16 protein-coding genes and 1 pseudogene are annotated in these 19173 nt (G+C 57.4%); 7 read left to right on the top strand and 10 right to left on the bottom strand.

Annotated features, from left to right (window positions below):
- Nucleotides 1-124 precede the first annotated feature (124 nt).
- From LG383_RS07370 to hflK, 4 genes are read right to left on the bottom strand one after another with little or no spacing between them, the layout of a single operon-like run.
- Nucleotides 125-2017, bottom strand: coding sequence for a cation-translocating P-type ATPase (locus LG383_RS07370; RefSeq protein WP_225758692.1), 1893 nt, complete (start codon nt 2015-2017; stop codon nt 125-127).
- Nucleotides 2014-3045 carry an SPFH domain-containing protein gene (locus tag LG383_RS07365; protein WP_225758691.1) on the bottom strand — a complete coding sequence of 344 codons (1032 nt, stop codon included), beginning with the start codon at nt 3043-3045 and terminating at the stop codon, nt 2014-2016. The genes LG383_RS07370 and LG383_RS07365 overlap by 4 nt, the downstream gene beginning before the upstream one ends.
- Nucleotides 3038-4021: a protease modulator HflC gene (hflC, locus tag LG383_RS07360; protein ID WP_225758690.1), complete on the bottom strand. Its 984-nt coding sequence runs from the start codon at nt 4019-4021 to the stop codon at nt 3038-3040. Before hflC ends, LG383_RS07365 begins: the two co-directional genes overlap by 8 nt.
- Nucleotides 4018-5766, bottom strand: a complete 1749-nt coding sequence (gene hflK, locus LG383_RS07355; protein ID WP_225758689.1) for a protease modulator HflK — start codon at nt 5764-5766, stop codon at nt 4018-4020. The genes hflC and hflK overlap by 4 nt, the downstream gene beginning before the upstream one ends.
- A 477-nt stretch (nt 5767-6243) precedes the next feature.
- On the opposite strand from hflK, the gene LG383_RS07350 reads away from it, so the two are divergent.
- The 4 genes from LG383_RS07350 (at nt 6244) to LG383_RS07335 (ending at nt 11326) form a co-directional block, all read left to right on the top strand.
- Nucleotides 6244-6831, top strand: a complete 588-nt coding sequence (locus LG383_RS07350) for a DUF4142 domain-containing protein (RefSeq protein WP_225758688.1) — start codon at nt 6244-6246, stop codon at nt 6829-6831.
- Nucleotides 6832-7033: 202 nt separating this feature from the next.
- Nucleotides 7034-8446 carry a hypothetical protein gene (locus LG383_RS07345; protein ID WP_225758687.1) on the top strand — a complete coding sequence of 471 codons (1413 nt, stop codon included), beginning with the start codon at nt 7034-7036 and terminating at the stop codon, nt 8444-8446.
- Nucleotides 8447-8564: 118 nt separating this feature from the next.
- On the top strand, nt 8565-9446 hold the full coding sequence (locus LG383_RS07340; RefSeq protein WP_166182570.1) for an SDR family oxidoreductase: 882 nt from the start codon (nt 8565-8567) through the stop codon (nt 9444-9446).
- Between the two features lie 47 nt (nt 9447-9493).
- A complete protein-coding gene (locus LG383_RS07335; RefSeq protein ID WP_225758686.1) occupies nt 9494-11326 on the top strand; it encodes a glycoside hydrolase family 15 protein in 1833 nt (610 codons plus the stop codon).
- Here the strand turns inward: LG383_RS07335 and LG383_RS07330 are convergent.
- Nucleotides 11301-12131 carry a DMT family transporter gene (locus LG383_RS07330; protein ID WP_225758685.1) on the bottom strand — a complete coding sequence of 277 codons (831 nt, stop codon included), beginning with the start codon at nt 12129-12131 and terminating at the stop codon, nt 11301-11303. The two genes, LG383_RS07335 and LG383_RS07330, sit on opposite strands and share 26 nt — an antisense overlap.
- 80 nt (nt 12132-12211) lie before the next feature.
- Between LG383_RS07330 and LG383_RS07325 the strand changes: the two genes are divergently transcribed.
- Entirely contained in the window at nt 12212-12889 is a 678-nt protein-coding gene (locus LG383_RS07325) for an SOS response-associated peptidase (protein ID WP_106993027.1), read from the top strand.
- A 42-nt stretch (nt 12890-12931) separates the two neighbouring features.
- Here LG383_RS07325 and LG383_RS07320 read toward each other — a convergent pair whose 3' ends face one another.
- Complete coding sequence (locus tag LG383_RS07320) at nt 12932-13333, bottom strand: type II TA system antitoxin MqsA family protein (protein ID WP_106993028.1); 402 nt, start codon at nt 13331-13333, stop codon at nt 12932-12934.
- 155 nt (nt 13334-13488) lie between these two features.
- Here LG383_RS07320 and LG383_RS07315 point away from each other — a divergent pair.
- Nucleotides 13489-13581: pseudogene (locus tag LG383_RS07315) on the top strand (SOS response-associated peptidase); the annotation flags it as partial.
- 437 nt (nt 13582-14018) lie between these two features.
- Here the strand turns inward: LG383_RS07315 and LG383_RS07310 are convergent.
- From LG383_RS07310 to LG383_RS07295, 4 genes are all read right to left on the bottom strand, one after another.
- Nucleotides 14019-15284 (bottom strand): Y-family DNA polymerase, encoded by a 1266-nt coding sequence (locus tag LG383_RS07310; RefSeq protein ID WP_225758684.1) that lies wholly within the window; start codon nt 15282-15284, stop codon nt 14019-14021.
- A 167-nt stretch (nt 15285-15451) separates the two neighbouring features.
- On the bottom strand, nt 15452-16207 hold the full coding sequence (gene dsbG, locus LG383_RS07305; protein ID WP_225758683.1) for a thiol:disulfide interchange protein DsbG: 756 nt from the start codon (nt 16205-16207) through the stop codon (nt 15452-15454).
- Nucleotides 16204-18225: a protein-disulfide reductase DsbD gene (locus LG383_RS07300; RefSeq protein ID WP_225758682.1), complete on the bottom strand. Its 2022-nt coding sequence runs from the start codon at nt 18223-18225 to the stop codon at nt 16204-16206. Before LG383_RS07300 ends, dsbG begins: the two co-directional genes overlap by 4 nt.
- A gap of 46 nt (nt 18226-18271) precedes the next feature.
- Nucleotides 18272-18607: a copper-binding protein gene (locus LG383_RS07295; RefSeq protein WP_225758681.1), complete on the bottom strand. Its 336-nt coding sequence runs from the start codon at nt 18605-18607 to the stop codon at nt 18272-18274.
- 218 nt (nt 18608-18825) lie between these two features.
- On the opposite strand from LG383_RS07295, the gene LG383_RS07290 reads away from it, so the two are divergent.
- The gene (locus tag LG383_RS07290) at nt 18826-19149 is read left to right on the top strand and encodes a YebG family protein (protein ID WP_166182577.1); all 324 of its coding nucleotides are present in this window, start codon (nt 18826-18828) and stop codon (nt 19147-19149) included.
- Nucleotides 19150-19173 lie beyond the last annotated feature (24 nt).

Raw genomic sequence — 19173 nt, 5'->3', positions numbered from 1 at the left:
TTTCATCCGCGAATGTCAGGGTGGACATTATTTATCACTCTCGAAACCTACTGAGCTATATAGTACAACGACTGCTTTTGGCACCAGGCGGACATCTTTATCATCGCCAGCTAACTAACCTCAACTACATATTCTCCTCAAACCGTAACAGACGTCCGGCATTTCCCAGCACCAGCAAGGTGCTCATATTGTGCAAAATCGCCGCAATGATTGCACCCGACGCGCCTAACCACCCAAACGCGGCGGCAGCGACAATGACCAGCGTCCAGCCAAGGCCAATCATCACGTTAATGTGCAGCGTGCGGCGACAGCGGCGGCTTAAGCGCACGCAGGTGCCGAGGCGACGTAAGTCTCCGCCAATCAACACGATATCCGCTGATGCCATGGCAATATCTGAACCACCTGCCCCTATCGCTACGCCGACCACGCCTGCTTTTATCGCCAGCGAATCGTTGATCCCATCGCCAACCACCATCGGGCGGAAGCCGTTATCGATCTGCTCTTTCACCTGGTGCAGTTTGTCGGCGGGCAACGCGCCGGCGATAACCTGGTTAATACCGACCTTTTTGGCGATACGTTGTGCCACGGTCAGGCGATCGCCGGTGAGTAAGAGTTGCTGATGAAGGCCAAGGTCGCGCAGCTGCGCCATCGCGTCGTGCGCTTCTTCGCGAAGGCTGTCGGCAAGTAAAATCCAGCCCCGGAAGCGCCCTGCCAGTACCAGGCCCACTATCGGCCCGTCGTGTGGGGGTTCCGGCGGTAAATCCGCGACCTGGGTTGCCAGTAATGCATATCTGCCAAGCCAGGCCTCGCCCGCCGCGGTCGTGGCGGATACGCCGAGGCCCTGATGCTCATGCACATTCTGCAACGCAGGCCACGCGCCTTGTGCCGCGATGTTGACCAGCGCGCAACTGACCGGGTGATTGCTGGTCGAACCGAGACTGGCCGCCAGCGCTGCCAGGGCCTCCGGCGATTCCCCCGCCTCCAGGCGCAGTTCATGTAGTTGCAGTCTGCCGTGGGTGAGCGTGCCGGTTTTGTCGATAATCACCGCATTGAGCTCGGCGAGTTCTTCAAGGAACGCGGCACCGCGAATCAAAATACCGTGTCGCGCGGCAACGGTCAGGCCAGCAATGGAGATCGCAGGGGCAGACAGCACCAGCGCGCAAGGGCAAGCGGCCACCAGCACGGCGAGCATTGCCTGGCTATTCTGCGTTAAAAACCAGGTGCTGGCGGCGATCAGCAACACCAGCAGCAAGTAGCGGGCCGCATGACGCTCCAGCAGGCGGGTAATCGGCGGGCTGGCCTGCTCCGCGCTTTGCATCAGCGCGATAACACGTCCGAGCGTTGAGGTTTCGCCGGTGCGCGTGACTTCAATACGTAACCGTCCGTCGAGGTTGATCGCGCCGCCGTACACGTCCATCCCCGGTTTCACTTCCAGCGGCACGGATTCACCGGTGATCGGCGCGGTATCCAGACTCGCCTGCCCTTCCAGCACACGCCCGTCGGCAGGCAAACGGTCGCCCGCCCTCACCTCCACGATATCGCCTGCCACCAGTTGGTGGTTATCGATGTCATGCAGTTTGCCGTCGGCAGCAACACGCCGCGCACGGCTACGGGTAAGCTTGCCAAGCGCCTCGATTGCCTCTTGCGAGCCAATCACGCTGCGTTCTTCAAGAATATGCCCGACGATCATGATCAGCGGCAGCAGTGCGGCGGTGAGCATATCCCCTGTTGCCCACGCCCCCAGCAGCGCCAGCGCCACCAGTTGATCGGTAATGCCGTGCAGGTCTGGATAGCGCAGGCTGTAAACGGCGTGGCGCAGCACCGGAATGCCGACCATCAACGAGGCGGCCCCCAGCAGCATATCGGCGACGGCCACCTGCTCCGGTGCCAGGGCGCGCCACAGCAGGCCGAGAATTAACGTACCGCTGGCCAGCATGGCCAGAATCAGCCGTTGGGCAATGTTGCGCTGTTCCTGATGACTTAACGCGCCACCCGGATTCATTGAATCGGTGCTCATTGTGGAGAAGGTTCCTTTTGCCCGGCTGCCTGCAGGATCAGCCTGGCATCATCCTGCGGTGCAACGGTAATGACAGATGCCGCCTGGGCCAGAATTGCCGCAATGCGTTCCCGGTAAATGCGCGCCAGCAGATCCGGATCCTGCGGCGTGTTCGCTAATCGCGTAACCATCGCGGTGTCGGCCTGCGCTTTGGCGACCTTTTCCCGGGCCTGTGCCTGGGCAGTCTGGCGTATCTGGTCAGCATGTTGAGTGGCTTTTTGCCGAATGACAGACGCCTCCGTATTTGCCGTAGCAATCACCTGTGAGGCCATCTGGCTGGCCGTGAGTACGCCATTAAAGGCGGTGACTGTTGTAGCCGGCAGCATCGATTGTACGGTGACGCGCTCAAGGGTAATGCCGGGCGAACTGCCGGCCCGGGCAAGGCGTTGCAGATTATGCTCGATGTTGTGCTGAACGTCGGTGCGCAGACGTTCGCGCTGTTGGGCCACGTTCATGTTGTTGCTGACCATCTCCGGGCGAGCCACCAGGATCCTGTCGAGATCGCGGGCAGCACAAACCGCCACCGCCGCGCGCTCCACCAGGCGGTCGAGGGCGGGGATTACGTGTTCGCCCTGCAACACATAATCTGCCGGGCTGTTGACGCGGTAAAAGACGCTGATATCCAACTGCACCACGCCCGCATCGCCGGTGAGCAAATAGCCTGAACCGGCTAGCGCATCACTTGTATCCGCCTCCAGCGCGTCGGGCGAGCGCAACAGCGCAGTTACGCGATGTTCAATAACCCGGTCAGGCGCAGGCACCATCACCACCTCATCAATCGGCTTCGGCCAGCTCAGCAATAATCCGGGTTCGGTAACGCGTTGCAGGGCGCCAAAATGCAGCACCACGGCGCGACTGTCAGCAGGCACCTGGCGGATGTTCGAAAACAGCCAGCTTGAGGCGGCTATAAGCGTCAACCCAAGCAAGGCATAAAAAGCGAGGCGGATGGACTGCGTCCAGGGCCCGGCAGGTTTTTGCCTCTCACTCATGGGTTTTATCCAGTTTCGGGCCATCGACTAACAGGTTGAAAGGGGCAGCATCGGTGCGTAATACCAGGCGGGTACTGGCGTTCACCACGCCGCTCAGGGCATCAAGCTGACGCAACAGGCGGTAAAGCTGCGGTGAACTGGCGTAAGCCTTAGCGTAGATTTCTGCCGCCTGCGCCTGCGACTGCGCTTCAATGTCGGCGGCCTGAACCTGTGCCTGCGCCTCCTCAATGCGCGCGTCGCGCTCTGCCGCCGAACGGATTTCCGCTGCGGCACGTTTGCCTTCGGCGGTGCGCGCGGTGGCGATGGTTTCACGTTCGGCGCGCATCCGGTCGACGGTGGCATTCAGCGTCACCGCCGGGAGCGTCAGGCGTTCGGTTCCCACCTGCACCAGGCGAATGCCGTAGCTTTCCAGCAGCGGCTGGCTGATTTGCGCCTGCAGGTGTGATTCAAACTGGCTGAGTTGCACCTGTGTGCTGTCGGTATTCACCAGTTGTGAAAGCGTAAAGCCGCTGGTGGTGGTTTCCAGCGCCGATCCTAAATACGCCCGGATTTGCCGTGCGGCTTCATCGGGCTGATTTTGCACCGCGCGCAGGAAGCGCTGCACATGTTCCGGCGTGTTATCAACCTGCCAGACCGCGTAAGACTGCACGATAATGCGCAGCCCATCCCGGGTGCCGACATCCTGCAAGCCGCTCGAGGTGGTGCGCATGCGCAGATCCACGGTGGTTGCCGTTTCAAACGGCGCAGGCAGACGCCATGCCAGGCCCGGCGTAAGCAGCACGCGCACCGGATTGCCAAAGCGGGTGATAATCAGCGATTCACCCGAGCGGACCTGCACCAGACTGGCGGCCGCAACAAGAACCAGCACCAGTAAACCCGCCCCGGCAATGCGCTTCCAGCCGCCCGTTGCAGGCCCGACTGAATGATGGTGGTGACTACAGCCGTGGCTGCAACCATGATGATGTGAATGACTCAACGGGAAGGCTCCTGTGTCGGTTTTGCAGGCACATCGCGGCGTGCTGCGGCGTTCAATGAGGGAAATTCGCGCAGATCGATGGTCGGGGATGCACCCGCCCCAATGCGGCTGTCGATTATCAGCAGCAGGCTGTGGCCGAGCGTCTGGCGCAGCTGGCTAAACCATAATTCGTCGATAAAGACCTGCCCGGCGTGCGCGACTGCCTGCTTTTGCGCGGCAAAGCTGACTGCCGTGGCCTGCGCCTTGCTGGTCATATCGGTGGCATTCATTTGCGCCTGGTTCCGGCGAGTGGTCGCCAGGGTTTGCGCGCTGGCGGCCAGTTCAGCGGCATGACCGCGCTCGCGGGATACCAGCGCCTGAGCGGAGATTTGTGCCGCCTGCACGCCGTGAAACGCATCGGCGGCACCGGCTGGCGGGTGAATGGCTTCGACCACGGTAGAGAGCAATTCAACGCCGCTGTGTAAGGCGTCGAGTTTTTGCTGTACTGCCCGGTTAATCAGGCTGGCTAAGGCGTTGCGCTGCTCCCCGAGTAACTGTTCCAGCGTGAGTGAGGAAAATTGATGCACCAGCACCTGATTGGCGGTGCTGCGGATCAGCGCCGGTAGATTGTTGCTGCGGTAAGTTGCCGCCAGTGCCGCGTTATCGGTCAAGCCAATGCGCCACATAAAACGCACGTCGCTGTTGATGATTTGCAGGCTCTGCTGGTCATCACTTTGGCTGGCGATGATCTGGGCTTTATCAAAACTGTGGATCGCGTCCCAGAGACGGTCTGCCCCTGGTGGAGCATTACCTTCGGCACTGGCCAGCGGCTCGGGTGCGGTATCGTCCTGTTCCCCGGCGGCCAGTTCATGTACCTGGCCGTTTTCGGTTAACTTCACCTGCCCAAAAGGCCATGGCAGCCCGTAATGCAGCCCTGCAGGCAGCACCGTCACCGGTTTGCCGAACCGTTCGTAGATCCCGCGTTGCGTGGTGGAAACCTGCTGGAACCCGGTCAGCATCCAGCCGCAAACGATCATCACCGTCAGTACAGGCATAAACACGCGCTTCAGAACCGTTAACGCCCAAAGTTGGCGCAGATCGATGCCAAAGCGCTGATGGATTTCGTGTTGTAAAAACAGCATCGGGCGCGGGGGCCAGACAAGCTGGGCCGCCAGCTGGCTTTTTGCCAGATAGTCAGGTTCAACCTCTTCAGTTTTCGGCGGCATAAACAGCGAGAACAGGCCGCGCAGCAGGAACTCAATCGCCACCACCAGCACCAGTACTGCAGGCAGATTAATGAAGAGTGCGATATTGAGGGTGGGAAAAACGAACGCCGGTAACGAGAGGCATTGCACCGCCAGCGTCAGGCGCAATATCGGCGCGATAAATTTTGCTTCCGGCCAGGCTTCGTTGGCCGTTGCCGCCATATGCCGTTCGGCAACCAGCACGGCAAACATCGCTGCCGCAATAATACCCACCGCTACCCATCGCAGCCTGCCGTCATCCAGCGCGACGTAATTTTCGCCCCACCCCGCAAGCGCAACACCTATCACGAAGACCGCCATTACGGCGAGCCCCACGCCATCGCTTTTAAGCAGTGCCCCGATGCGTCTGAAATTAATCGGGAGCAACCCAACAAAGCGCGGGTAAATACTCAACTGAGGTGCAGATTCTGGCAGAACCTCTTCCATTTTGAGCGGCGGCGAGAAGATGTCCGCGCGCCACTGGCAAATCCGCTGAGCGTGATACCACGTGACCGCTAACAAAATTAGCGCCCCGGCGTTGCTGCATAACAGCGCAGGCCACCGGGAAGCTGGCGCGAAAAATTGCGCGATCAGCGCCGTCATGAGCATAAGAAAAATTGTCGCACCGAGCCCAAAAACGACTCTGGCGGCGAGTAAGGCCTGAGAGGATGCTAATGAATATCGAGCCTGAGAGGGTTGCATGGCGTTTTGACTTTCGGACGCAAGAGGATACGTCATTGACGTGTATTGTTATCACATAACATATCATCATCGTAAATTTTCGTAAACGAACCGCGTGTAACCATTTGTACAACCGAGCCGTGGGCAAGCGCCTTACTCTCGTCATTTCCTGCCGCCCTCCGACCAGGACAATAGCTGAATCTGCTGCCACACCCCACCCATCCACTATACTGACCATTGCAGTTGTAATTTGGACAGCAGGAAATGCACGGTTAATGATCTGACATCAACCCTACCCATGACCATCAGGAGAACAACATGCAAAAGCGTAACAACCTGAAAGTGCTGCTGATTGCCTCAGCAGTCGCCGCCATGTTCGGTACTGCTGGCGTGCAGGCCCAGTCGACGAGCGCCGCCCAGAGTGACGCCTCAGCCCAGACCAGCTCGACCGGCTCCATGGCTAAGCTGGACTCCGGCGACGAAAAAGCGTTGAAGGACATGGCGCAGGCCAATATCAATGAAGTTGCCGCCGCTAAGATCGCCCTGAGCAAGGCCAAAAACAGCGACGTCAAAGCCTTCGCCCAGAAGATGGTCGATGACCACGGCGCTGCTCTGACCAAAGTCCAGGCGGTGGCTAAGCAGAAGGACGTGACGCTGCCGACTGAGCCGGATCCAGCCCATAAAGCCATGGCCGATAAGCTGGAAAAAGAGAGCGGCGACGCGTTTGACAAGATGTATATGGAGAATGCCGGCACCAAAGACCACAAAATGGTGTTGTCGAAACTGCAAAATGACGCCAAAAACATCAAGGATCCCGATGTGAAGGCCCTGGCGGACGCACATACGCCGGTCGTAGAGCAGCATCTGAAGTCTGCCGAGCAGATGAAAATGGCAGCAGATAAATAACAGGTTGTTCGGTGGTCACCGGGTCCTGCGACCCGGACTGCCGTCAGACAGCATGGCGCTATCCTTGCGAAGGTTCCCTTCTGGCACAGTAAGAGCGCATGCTGTCTCCCTCCTTCAATCCCCCCGATTCTGGTGTTACAACGCGCCGTCGTTTTGCGCTATCGTTGCTTCACTTTAAGGAATGATTAATAACGGAATTAAGATGAAACAGCTTGTCGCCTTGTCTTTCGGATTGCTCTTCGCCGCCCCGGCCCTCGCTATCGACATGCCTCCCCCCGCTCCCGTTAAAAGCATCGAATGGCTGCCAGCCAGCACCGTACGTGTTGGGCAGGGCATCAACGCGGCTTATCGCGTGACGACGATGACGGGCCAGTCCAGTGAGATCTGGATCCACACCGACTGCCAGACCCAGGATAAAACCCTGCTGTTTATCAACGCTCAGCCAGGTAAAGGGTTGCGCGTCTACAGTACCGACTCTATCGATCGCTTCACGCCAGGCACGCCGTTCGAACCTGAGTCTGATAGCCCATTTATGACCACCCCCGGGCTGGATCTCTGTAAGCAGAATATCCCTGAGCCGAAGTGGGCGGGCCTCTCCTCCCCAGAGAAGCAGGGAGACAAGCCATTCATTGACCTGAACAACAGCCTGCGCGAAGGGACGATGCTAAAAGCGCGTCTGGCGACGGATTTCGACAAAGTCCATCACGATGAGAAATACGGCGCACCTTACTCGATTAAAATCCAGGACGTAGAGCTCAACTGTGAAACAGCCCAGGGTCGCGTACTTAACACCTTCTCGCTGGATACCCAGGGGCGGGTGACTGATTCCGGGGCCGCAACCGGGCTGTCGCCTGAGATGACGGGAGCGACAAAAACGCTCTGCGCGAGTCCCGATCTTGCGCACTTTAAAGGGACCGGCACTCTGACCTTACGTAATAAAGACCTGGCCGATACAGCCTCCGTGCAGCCGGATTTAGAACACAATTCCCCGGCAGCGTTGCAGCGTTTTGCGCTTCCGGCGGAGGTCGCTGCTGTGATCAACAAAACCTTCTCCGATCCACAGTATCAACCGGCCTTCCGCTCTCTCAGCTACACCCAGAGCGGCCCGGAAACAGAGGGACCCGGGCTGTCAGCCAGAGTGGATGCCCAGCCAGACGGCACAACCTTAACCATCGTCAAGATGGCTATCGGCAATGCCGTGTTTTATTCGCAGTACCAGCGCCTGTTCAACATCGTGGAGGTGAAGAAATGGGAAACCATGTCCGAAGCGCCGTGGGTCGGTGCCAGACTGGATAACTGGATTACGTTTCCCTTACAGCCGGGCAAGGCCTTTTCCTGGTTCAGCCAGCTCGCCAACCGGGACAAGCCGCAACTGAATAAAACTATCAGTCAGACCTGTGTGGCTGGCAAAACGTGGCATAACGCCGCCGACATCCATCCCAACCTGCCCGGACGCTATCTGGAGTACATCTGTAAAGGGGATCTCGGTGATGACAGAGAAGCCAGCAGCGACTACGCCTGGCTTGAGGCGCTGCGGGTGTTTATTCGCATCGGCTATCAAGACAATTTTCAGCCGAAACGTTTTACCTTTACCGATGTCGTGGTGACGCGTTAAACCCGCCTGAATTTCAGCCCGTTAACGGGCTGAATTCTCAAATATTCCCCCTGAAAGCGCGATATTCATCACATTATGCCAGGCTTTATATTCATCACCGAAATATAAGGAGCCTGCTATGTCGCATCACACCTCACCGGATCAGTACCCTCGCCCTCCTTTCCCTGAACAACTTCAGCCCTGGCCGGGACTCGCCTCGCAGATGACGCCTCAGGCCGACCATGGCGAGACCAGCTATCGCGGCACTGGTAGACTCAAAGGCCGCAAAGCGCTTATCACCGGCGGGGATTCGGGGATTGGCCGGGCGGTGGCGATTGCCTATGCTCGTGAAGGCGCAGACGTGGCCATTAATTATCTGCCCGAAGAGGAGAGCGACGCGGCGGAAGTGATCAAACTCATCCAGGCTGAAGGCCGTAAAGCCGTCGCTATCCCCGGCGATATTCGCACCGAGTCCTTCTGCGAAACCCTTGTGGAACGCGCGGCCGCAGAGCTTGGCGGACTTGATATCCTGGTGAACAATGCCGGGCGTCAGCAGTTCTCCACCTCGATTCGCACTCTCTCTACCGCCGACTTTGACGCCACCTTCAAAACCAACGTCTATGCCATGTTCTGGATCACCCGCGCCGCCCTCAACCATCTTTCGGCCGGCTCGGCGATTGTAAATACCTCCTCCGTTCAGGCCTTCGATCCTGACGCTATCGTGCTGGACTATGCCCAGACCAAAGCCGCTATCGTGGCCTTTACTAAATCGCTGGCCAAACAGTTGGGTAGCGAAGGTATACGCGTAAATGCCGTGGCGCCAGGCCCCTACTGGACGCCGTTACAGGTGAGCGGCGGCCAGCCGCAGGAGAAGATCGTCAGCATGGGCTCCGGCACACCGATGGATCGCCCGGGACAACCGGTAGAAATTGCCTCACTTTACGTGACCCTTGCCTCCGATGAAAGTAGCTATTGTTCGGGTCAGGTCTGGTGCGCAGACGGTGGCAACGGCACGCTTTAATTATCCGTAACGAAAAGACAACGTGGCCTGCTGCGCCAGACTAAGGGATGACTCATTTGAAAAATGCTAAATACACTATGCCGTTGCGCGAGGAAGGATTTATTGGTCTGGGGGATTATGCCGCGATCGGTGAGGGCCGCTCCGTGGCGCTCATCGCCCCGGATGGTTCGATCGACTGGTGGAGCGCGCCTAATCTCGACTCGCCGCCCCTTTTCGACCGGCTACTGGACCCGACCATCGGCGGCTTTTTCAGCCTGACCCCTGCGGTGGACTATACCGTCTCGCGTGCCTATCGCGATGACAGCAACGTGCTGGAAACCCGTTTTGAGACCAAAGACGGCACGGTGCTTTTAACCGAATCGATTAACAGCACCCTGGCGGGGCGTTTGCCCTGGAGTGAACTGGCCCGGCGGCTGGAAGGCGTCCACGGCACCGTGCCTTTCCGACTCCATCTGCGCTTCGGGACGATGGTCGAAACGCGCTCCCCCTGGCGGTCAGATACCTTCAAGGGGAGCGTTTACCATATCGGCGATCTGATGGCGATGCTGCACACCAGCGAAAACGTGGTTATTACTCACGCTGATGACGAAGAGATCGAAGCGGAGATCACCCTCAAAAAGGGAAGCCGGGAAGTTGTCGCCCTGCTCGTGACCCAGAGCGAGCCGCTGGCGGTGCCGGACATTCAGGCGATTGATAACCGCATTGAAACCAGCCACACCGCCTGGCAGGACTGGGTGAAGGGGCTCAAATATGACGGCCTCTATAAAGATCACGTTATCCGTTCCGCGCTGGCGCTGAAGTTCCTCTGGTATTCACCAACCGGCGCGCTGGCCGCGGCGGCCACCACCTCCCTGCCGGAAGGGATCGGCGGCGAGAAAAACTACGACTACCGCTTCGCCTGGGTGAGAGATGCCTGCCTGATTATCAAAGCCTTTACCTTCCTCGGCACCCTTGAGGAGTGTAAGGCGGCGTTTTCCTGGCTGTCGAAAACCATTATCAAACACGGCCCGGAGATGCAGGCCTGCTACACCCTCGAAGGCGAGCTGGTACCGGAAGAGCGTTACGCGGAACTCCAGGGTTACCGGGGGTCGCAGCCGGTACGCATTGGCAATAACGCCCGCGACCAGCGTCAGCTGAGCATGTATGCCGATATGCTCGGCGTGGCAAAACTGTTTGTCGAAGCGGGCCATATTCTGGATACGGGCACCTCGCGCTTCCTCGGGCATCTTGCCAATCAGTGCGCCGACCGCTGGCGCATGAAGGACTCCGGGATCTGGGAGCTGCCGGAAGAGCGACACTACACCCACTCGAAAATGTCCTGCTGGCTGGCGCTGGACTGCGCCGTGGTGCTGGCGGAGCACAGCCATATCGAACCGACATGGAAGGCGCGCTGGGAACGCGAGCGGGACCGCATCCGCGACTGGGTTGAGGAGCACTGCTGGTCCGAAACCCATCAGTCCTACTGCTTTTACGTCGGGGACGGCGGACAGTTGGACGCCTCCCTGGCGCTGGTTTCACGCTACGGCATGAACGTGAACCCGAAACGCATGAAGCTGACCTATGAGGCTATCCATCGCGAACTGGGCCATAACAGCGCGATGGTCTACCGCTACAGCGGCGTCGAGCAGGAGGAGAGTACCTTCATCGCCTGTTCATTCTGGCTGGCAGAGGCCTGGGCCTCGATGGGCGAGCCAGCGGTTGGCGAGGAGATGATGGAGGAAATTCTGGAGACGCTGTGCCACCGCGGCAACGTTGAAACCTTCAATGAGATGTTTGATACCCGCACCGGCGAATGGGTGGGCAATATGCCCCAGGGCCTGAGCCATCTCGCCCTCATCTGCGCGGCGCAGGCCATCAGCGAGCATCACGGGCCCGAATGACCAGCGTAATGCCGAGCAGCACGGCACACATCGACACCAGCATGCGCAGGCTGAAGGTTTCGCCGAGCAGCACCACGCCGCCCAGAGTGGCAAGGCAGGGAACGCTAAGCTGTACCGTACTTGCGGTCATGGCTTTCATCTTCGGCAGCAGCGTATACCACAGCGCGTAAGCCGCGCCTGATGCCAGTGCCCCGGACGTCATGGCTAATAACAGTCCGGGCGCGCTGGTAAACCTTTCCCCGGACAGCAAGAGCGAGAGAACGACGGTGAAAGGTACGGCGAGGATAAAATTCCCGGTCGTCGCCGGTATGGCTTCCGGCATGCTTTTCCCTTTCACCGAGTAGTACGCCCAGGCCAGCCCGGAGCCGATCATCATCAACGCACTGGTTGGTTCCGGGGCATGCGCGCCGGGAAGCAGGAGCAGCAGGGTTCCAGCGACCGCCAGCAACAGCCCCGCGCCCTTCAGCACACCGATTTTTTCTCCCTGCCGCCAGCCATAGATGACCATTGCCGTCTGCACGGTCCCGAACAGTAACAACGCCCCGGTCCCGGTATCGATCCGCAGATAGGACCAGGACATCGCCAGCACATACAGCGTCAGGGCCAGGCCGCTCCGCCAGTCATAATGTATTTTCGATGCCGGCTTTTTTCTGACGCTCATCAGTATCACCAGGAACAGTGCGCCGCTGACGATCCGCACATCGCTGAAGGTCGCCGGATCGATGTGCCCGCCCGTCAGTGCCACCCGGCACAGGACGGAGTTCGCCGCAAATGCCAGCATGGTGAGTATTATTTTTCCTGTCATACCCTCTCTCACAAGTGCAACCTGCCCGTTTCCGGAAAATAGACAACCTATAATACTTACATATACCACCGGAGGTGACTATGTGTGGACGTTTTGCCCAGGCGCAGACCCGGGAAGAGTATCTTGCCTTTCTGGCCGATGAAGCGGATTGCGACATCCCCTACGACCCGCAACCCATTGGGCGCTATAACGTGGCGCCCGGCACCAAAGTATTACTGCTCAGCGAGCGCGAGGATCTGTTGCATCTCGACCCGGTATTCTGGGGTTACGCCCCTGGCTGGTGGGACAAGCCGCCGCTGATCAATGCCCGGCAGGAGACCGCCGCCAGCAGCCGGATGTTTAAACCGCTGTGGAACCATGGTCGGGCAATTGTCTTTGCCGACGGCTGGTTCGAGTGGAAAAAAGAGGGGGATAAAAAGCAGCCTTACTTTATCTGTCGCGCCGACGGACAACCCATCTTTATGGCGGCCATCGGCAGCACGCCGTTTGAACGCGGGGATGAGGCGGAAGGATTCCTGATCGTCACCGCCGCGGCGGATAAAGGGCTGGTGGATATTCACGATCGGCGTCCGCTGGTGTTAACGCCAGAGGCAGCACGGGAATGGCTACACGAGTCGGTGAGCGGGCAAGAAGCAGAAGAGATTGCGCAGACGGGTGCAGTCCCCGCGGACGCATTCCATTGGCATGCCGTTACAAAGGCAGTGGGGAATGTGAAAAACCAGGGGCCAGAATTAATTGATGACATCAGCGCGTCTTAAAGTCTGGATTATCTGAGCATCTTTTCTGGCCAGGTTGACCGGTTAAGCCTGCTTCAGTTCGTCCAGAAGTTCAGGATGTTTATCCAGCGCTTTAAACAACAACACTAATGGCCGTGGCGGCGCGACACGCCCCGTTTCATAGCGACTAAAAGCATTGACTCCGCCGCCAAAAATTTCGGCTGCCTGACGTTGGTCCAGATTCAGGCGTTTACGCACGTTTGCGATGAAGGTTGGATCGACCTCTTCAGCGTTTACCTTACGGTTAAACGCCAGAATGGCGGCAAAGTACTCGTCCCCTTCCCCATTGCTAAAAATAATCTCATCGCACGCATCGCAAAACTGCCCTTTAACGGCATGAAAGATCGTTTTCTGGCCTTTGTATTCATACGCAATATCGCGGCTTTCGTGTTGAAGCTCCGCGCCACCGCAAACAGGACATTTCATCTTCATAGCTCCTTAAATGACACCACCAGTACGTGTAAATGTGATGAATGGTTATCCTTTCCATAAAATTCAGCTGCATGCCAAATTGTGCAAACAGGTTAAATTCGTGACGTAAGCAAGTAAAGATAGCCTGAGATGAAAATGCGAGGATGGTCGCAGACCCGTTTCAATGGCCTGCCGTTAGCCGGGCAGTGGGGAATGTAAAAAACCAGGGGCCAGAATTAATTGATAAGATCAGCGACGCGTAAAATAAAGCGGATGACTTGTTACTATTATTTACTGGAATTTACTAACACTCAATTAATATAAAAGTGCCGTAAGCGAAGCGGTAAAAAATAATCCAGGAGGGCCCAGGACGGGCCCCCGCATTACACTTAAACAACCTGTTTTGGCCAGCGTCTCCTTTTCGGGAGTGGCAGGCATGAGTGAGGGGTGAGTCGGGTTCCACAGACGGAACAAACAGCACCATGAGGTTGGGTTTGCGCTGGGCTAAACGTGGTAAAACGAAATCGCGTACTTGTGCAAACCGGGCACTCAAATTTTAGGTTGGGAATAGCCCCTCCGGGCAAGTGAATAGAAACACCACCATACAGTAATTATTAATCGATCAGGGATATATCGTATAAAAAACTTTCTTTTCACCTATATTTCTTTTTTATAAGCAGACTATTTTCGGGATAAGGATTTATCTCACCCGTAATAAATCAGAAAAACGCGTGGTATATCGCGGAGATAACATCTCTCTTTTCATTTGCCATTGCTGTTCAATCCCCTGCCCCGCAAACCAGAGAGTTCCACGCCCTTCTTTTTTATTAAGTTCGTCAATAATCGCCATCAGCTCTGCGCTGTTGCGTCGGGGAGGATTTTCATCAAACAGATTAAGCTGCGCGACGCCAAGACTAAAGAAATCCCCCAGCATGACCCCGGCTTTCTGATAGCGCAGCCCCTCTTTCCAGATGGCGTCCAGACAGCGAGTCGCCGCGTTAATAATATCCCGGCTGTCTTCGGTGGGCGTCAGGAGCTTAATCGAGGCGCTGTTGCCATAGTAAGGCTCGTTCAGCGCGAACGGCGAGGTCTTCACAAAGGCGGAGATAAACCGGCAGTACTGGTGCTCGGCCCGCAGTTTCTCAGCGGCGCGGGCGGCATAGCTGCAGATGGCCTGGCGCATCGCCTCGTACTCTGAGACCTTCTCGCCGAAAGAACGGGAGCAGATAATCTCCTGCTTGTGCGGGGCAAACTCTTCAAACCCCAGGCAGGACTCGCCGCGCAATTCCCGCACGGTGCGCTCCAGCACCACGCTGAAATGCTTGCGGATCACGGCGGTGTGGGTATCGGCCAGATCCAGCACGGTTTTAATCCCCATGGCATCCAGCCTTTTACTCAACCGCCGCCCAACGCCCCATACCTCCTCGACGGGCAGCGCCGCCATCAGCTTACGCTGCCGCTCGACGCTGGAGAGATCGAGCACACCGCCGGTCTGCCGCTGCCATTTCTTGGCCGCGAAATTCGCCAGCTTGGCGAGAGTTTTGGTGGGGGCAATACCCACCCCGACGGTCAGGTGCGTACGTTGCAGCAGCGTTTGTCGAATTTCACGGCCAAAGGCCTCCAGATTGAGGCAATTGCTGACGCCGGTGAGATCGCAAAAGGCCTCATCAATGGAGTAGATCTCAACCCCCGGGGTGATCTCTTCCAGGGTGGTCATCACCCGGTGGCTCATATCGGCGTACAGTTCGTAATTACTGCTGAAGGTGACAATCCCGTGGCGGCGAAAAATCTCTCTCTGCTTGAAATAGGGTGCCCCCATCGTCACCAGCCCTTTCGCTTCGGCGCTGCGGGCGATGACGCAGCCATCGTTGTTCGACAGCACCACCACCGGGCGCCCCTTCAGATCCGGGCGAAACACGGTTTCGCAGGAGGCATAGAAGCTATTCACGTCTACCAGCGCAAACATGATTATTGGCGCGCTTTGACTGGCGCGATAACGCGCGAAAGGATGAGTTGCATAATATCAAATCCATTTAACTGTATATCTATACAGTATTCATGAATCGATGGATAAATCAAGGTCCTGTCCGCAACCTTTCTTCTGGCGCGGACAGGACATATGGCCAGAGTGGCTTATTTACAGGCCACCAGATCGGCCATTTGCTCAGCATCAGGCATGCCGATGATTTGTTGCAGGACTTGCGCCTTATTCAGGTAATAAATGGCAGGCGTGCCGCTGGCACCGAGTTTTTCCATCAGTTGCTGATTGTGCTGGATCTGCTTAAACACCGCAGGCGGAGTGTCGCCCTGCAGCGCAGGTTTGGTTTTTCCGTCGCTGCTTTCCAGGTCATACCAGACTTTAGCCGGATCCTTCGCGGAGAGAATTGCCGCTGCATACTGGGCGCTGTCCGGGCGGATCACGCCAACCAGCAAGGTTTTGGTGTTGATGCTTTTATCTTTGATAAAAGGCTGGGCCTGGTGCCAGAACTTATTGCAGTAGGGGCAGAAGGGATCGGCAAATACCACCACCTGGCACTTCGCATCCGGGCTGCCTTCTGCGATCCCTGGCGCGGCGGTAAGCTGCTTCCACATCTCGCGCCCGGCGGGAATATAAATCTCATCATTAATGATTTTTTCGCTCAGGTTATTTCCCTCGGCATCATACATATAGCCTGAAATCACATGCTTTTTATCCGGGGTAAGATAAAGCGTGACGCCCATGTCCTGATATTTACCCAACCAGCCTTCCACGCCACCGGGGGCGCTGAACGGCTTAATAATTTCAATGCCCTGCTTCTGCACTTGTTTAACTGCTTCAGGTAAGTCAGTGGTCTGCGCCTGCGTGGTGGCGCTTATCAGTAAAATTAACAGGGTCAGGATCTTGTTCATTGTTTTTCCTCAGTGAAATCAGGTGATGTGGCTGCATTCGCACTCATCAGGGTGGTCAGCAGCGCGTCTTTACTAAGTAGGGATGGCAGCACGTGCCCCTGCGGAATTGCAGGGCCAAAAACAGCGTTAAAAGGAATGCCACTGGCGCCGTAGCGGCGCAGGAATCGCTCGATTTCAGCAGAAGGCTGACTCCAGTTTCCCTGCAGCAATACAACGTCGTCGCGGTTTAAGGCAGCGATCACCTCAGGGCGATGAAGAACCAGCACTTCGTTCACCCGGCAGTTAAGGCACCAGTCGGCGGTGATATCCACCAGCACGCGCTTTCTGGCATTCAGCGCCTCACTGAGCGCCGCTTCGCTGAGCGGTTGCCAGTTCAGGGGGGAGTCGTCCTTCCCCTGGGGCTGGGGAGCCAGAAAAGCATACAGCCCCGCGCCAAACAGCACGCCAAACACCAGACTGCGCAGATTTTCTTTGTGGTTCGGCATGGCCTTCGCGCAACGGAAAAGGAAAAACGCCACCATCAGGCCGCCGCCGATCAGCACATAGCGTGCGCCCCACTCCTTTACCAACAGCGACATCAGCCAGATACAGGAGCCCAGCATCAGGAGCACCAGCCCCAGACGCAGTTTTCCCATCCAGGGGCCGGGTTTAGGCAGCCAGCGCGCCACGCCGGGAACAATGCTGATCGCCAGCCAGGGAAGACTCATCCCAAGCCCCAGCACCAGGAAGATAAGCCACAGCTGATGCACCGGTGCCGCTAACGCGAAGGTGACGGCAGTACCAAGGAATGGCGCCGTACAGGGCGTGGCAAGCAGGGTCGCAAAGGCGCCTTCCAGAAAACTCCCGCCGATACCGTTGCCACCGGCGGTAGCCAGCCGGGTGGACAGAGTGGAAGGCAGGCGAATTTCAAGCAGGCCGGCGAGGCTGAAACAAAAAATCCAGGTCACCAGCACCATAGCGGCGATGAACCAGGGGCTCTGGAACTGAAACCCCCAGCCAATCCAGGCCCCGGATAACCGCAGGCCGGTAATGACCGCCGCCAGCACCAGAAACGAGAACATTATCCCGGCCGCCGTTGCCAGGAAACGCACCCGCGTCTTACGGCGGCTGCTTTCTGCCAGGGTCATCAGCGAAGCGAGTTTTATCCCGAGGACAGGCAGAACACAGGGCATCAGGTTGAGGATAAGGCCACCCGCTAACGCCACAGCCATGATCTGCCACAGCGTGGTGGACGAACTGATATCAATCCTGAGTTGCTGGCTCTGCGCACCATCGCTGACCAGCAGAGAGAGCGGCTGCAACCCGGAGGCCTCCAGCGGTTTGCCCTGGCTATCGCTGACGTTAAACCGGGCGGTCAGCGTGTCACCGAGGATCGCTGTCTGCGGCGGCGACAGATTCACCCCCGTCGGGTTGTCAGGAAAGAGATCGGGCTGGGACCAGCCTTCCGGGGAGGTCAGTTTGACGGTCAGCGTGTCATTGTCAGCGGCGACGGATTTAACCGCCACAGGACCGTTATCTGGCGGAACCGCGCGCATTGCGTTGTCCCAGGCATCAGCAAACTGCGCTGACGGACCGGTGGCCAGGTTGATATCCAGCGGGAAGGTATTGACCACGCAGAGCGTGCTGCACAGCGAAAGCGTCAGTTTCCCGCGCAATCGCTGCCGCTCATCGGTGGCCACGTCGAGCGGAAACACAACGCGGCGATCGTAGCCAACTGAACTGAAGCCAGCAGAATCAAAGCGGACAGGCCGGGGCCAGTGCCACTGCGTTTTGGCCTGCGGCTCCCACGCAATCACCGGCCGAAAGCCGCCGTCACCGGGGGTACGCCAGTAGGTTTTCCACCCTTCATTAGGGGTCACGTCCAGCAGCAGACGAACTTTCCCCTCTGCGGGCGCATCATGCCAGACGTGAACCTGAGCATGGGAATTTTCAGGCTTCATCGACCAGCCCGGTACCGCAGCTGAGGCCGCAGACAGGCTGAATAACAGGAACCACAGGCTCCTGAAAAAGGTTTTCATCTATTTTCTCCGTAAAAAATTAACTAAACAGGAACGTCCAGTTCAGTCATTCACGGAAAACGCAGTTTTTGAGGTGTATTCGAAGTAAAGGCGGTCGAAAAAGGATCACCGGTCTCGGCAGGACGCTGATTTTGATCAGCACCGCTAACACCAGAACCAGCAGACCGGGTAACAGCAGAAGCGTATCGAAATGGAGGGGTTGGGCGTTCAGCAGCGAGTGGGCGCTGAGCTCACAGGGGGACAAGGCGGGCGACACGCGCTCCTGCACGCTGTTTTCAGCGCTCAGGGAGAGCGCGGCGGCTTTCACCTGCATGTTATGCAGGATACTCGCCCGCTGAGTCAGGCAGATCAGCATGACAAAACAGGCAACCACCAGAAGCACGATGGCTTTCAGTTGCCTGTTTTTTTGATGAGCCGGACCCGTCAGGATATTCATGGGCAATGAGAATAGTGAGCGGCGCGCCTGCGGGCAAGCGGCAATTTGTAAAGGAATGCCAACCCAAGCGGTCTCCTCACCTTCTACCTAACGATGTCATTTTTTGCTGCAACAAAAACCCGGAGCTGTTATACTGTATATAATTACAGTACGGAGGGCGCATAATGGCTGTTGAAACAAAATTTGTTGTCGTAAGAAAAGGTGAAGAGAAAATGACATTTGCCAGTAAGAAAGAGGCTGACGCTCACGACAAACTGCTCGACCTGGCAGAAGCGTTCACCGACTGGCTGTTGCAAAGCGAAATGCAGATGGATGAAACCCAGGCTGAGAATCTTGGGCTATATCTGGCCGAGCAGAAAGAGGCCGTGCAACATATTCTGCGTACCAGCAAGCTTCCTGAGCTGAATGCCGCACCTGCAACAGATAAAACAGAGTCAGATGCAGATACCGCTGGCAGTAAAAAAATCAGAGCCGTTAAAGCAGCCTGATCGCCAGAACAGATCATCACTGAA

The sequence above is a fragment of the Leclercia sp. Marseille-Q4284 genome (assembly GCF_916618945.1).
Classification (GTDB): Bacteria; Pseudomonadota; Gammaproteobacteria; order Enterobacterales; family Enterobacteriaceae; genus Enterobacter; species Enterobacter tamurae.
Note: the sequence above shows the minus strand (reverse complement) of the source record. Positions and strands in the feature narration are given on the sequence as shown.

Coding starts and splice junctions, on each gene's coding strand:
- LG383_RS07335 (WP_225758686.1), top strand. CDS start 9,494: ATGACTCATTTGAAAAATGCTAAATACACTATGCCGTTGCGCGAGGAA.
- LG383_RS07290 (WP_166182577.1), top strand. CDS start 18,826: ATGGCTGTTGAAACAAAATTTGTTGTCGTAAGAAAAGGTGAAGAGAAA.
- dsbG (WP_225758683.1), bottom strand. CDS start 16,207: ATGAACAAGATCCTGACCCTGTTAATTTTACTGATAAGCGCCACCACG.
- LG383_RS07330 (WP_225758685.1), bottom strand. CDS start 12,131: ATGACAGGAAAAATAATACTCACCATGCTGGCATTTGCGGCGAACTCC.
- LG383_RS07340 (WP_166182570.1), top strand. CDS start 8,565: ATGTCGCATCACACCTCACCGGATCAGTACCCTCGCCCTCCTTTCCCT.
- LG383_RS07345 (WP_225758687.1), top strand. CDS start 7,034: ATGAAACAGCTTGTCGCCTTGTCTTTCGGATTGCTCTTCGCCGCCCCG.
- LG383_RS07325 (WP_106993027.1), top strand. CDS start 12,212: ATGTGTGGACGTTTTGCCCAGGCGCAGACCCGGGAAGAGTATCTTGCC.
- LG383_RS07310 (WP_225758684.1), bottom strand. CDS start 15,284: ATGTTTGCGCTGGTAGACGTGAATAGCTTCTATGCCTCCTGCGAAACC.
- LG383_RS07370 (WP_225758692.1), bottom strand. CDS start 2,017: ATGAGCACCGATTCAATGAATCCGGGTGGCGCGTTAAGTCATCAGGAA.
- LG383_RS07350 (WP_225758688.1), top strand. CDS start 6,244: ATGCAAAAGCGTAACAACCTGAAAGTGCTGCTGATTGCCTCAGCAGTC.
- LG383_RS07320 (WP_106993028.1), bottom strand. CDS start 13,333: ATGAAATGTCCTGTTTGCGGTGGCGCGGAGCTTCAACACGAAAGCCGC.
- LG383_RS07365 (WP_225758691.1), bottom strand. CDS start 3,045: ATGAGTGAGAGGCAAAAACCTGCCGGGCCCTGGACGCAGTCCATCCGC.
- LG383_RS07300 (WP_225758682.1), bottom strand. CDS start 18,225: ATGAAAACCTTTTTCAGGAGCCTGTGGTTCCTGTTATTCAGCCTGTCT.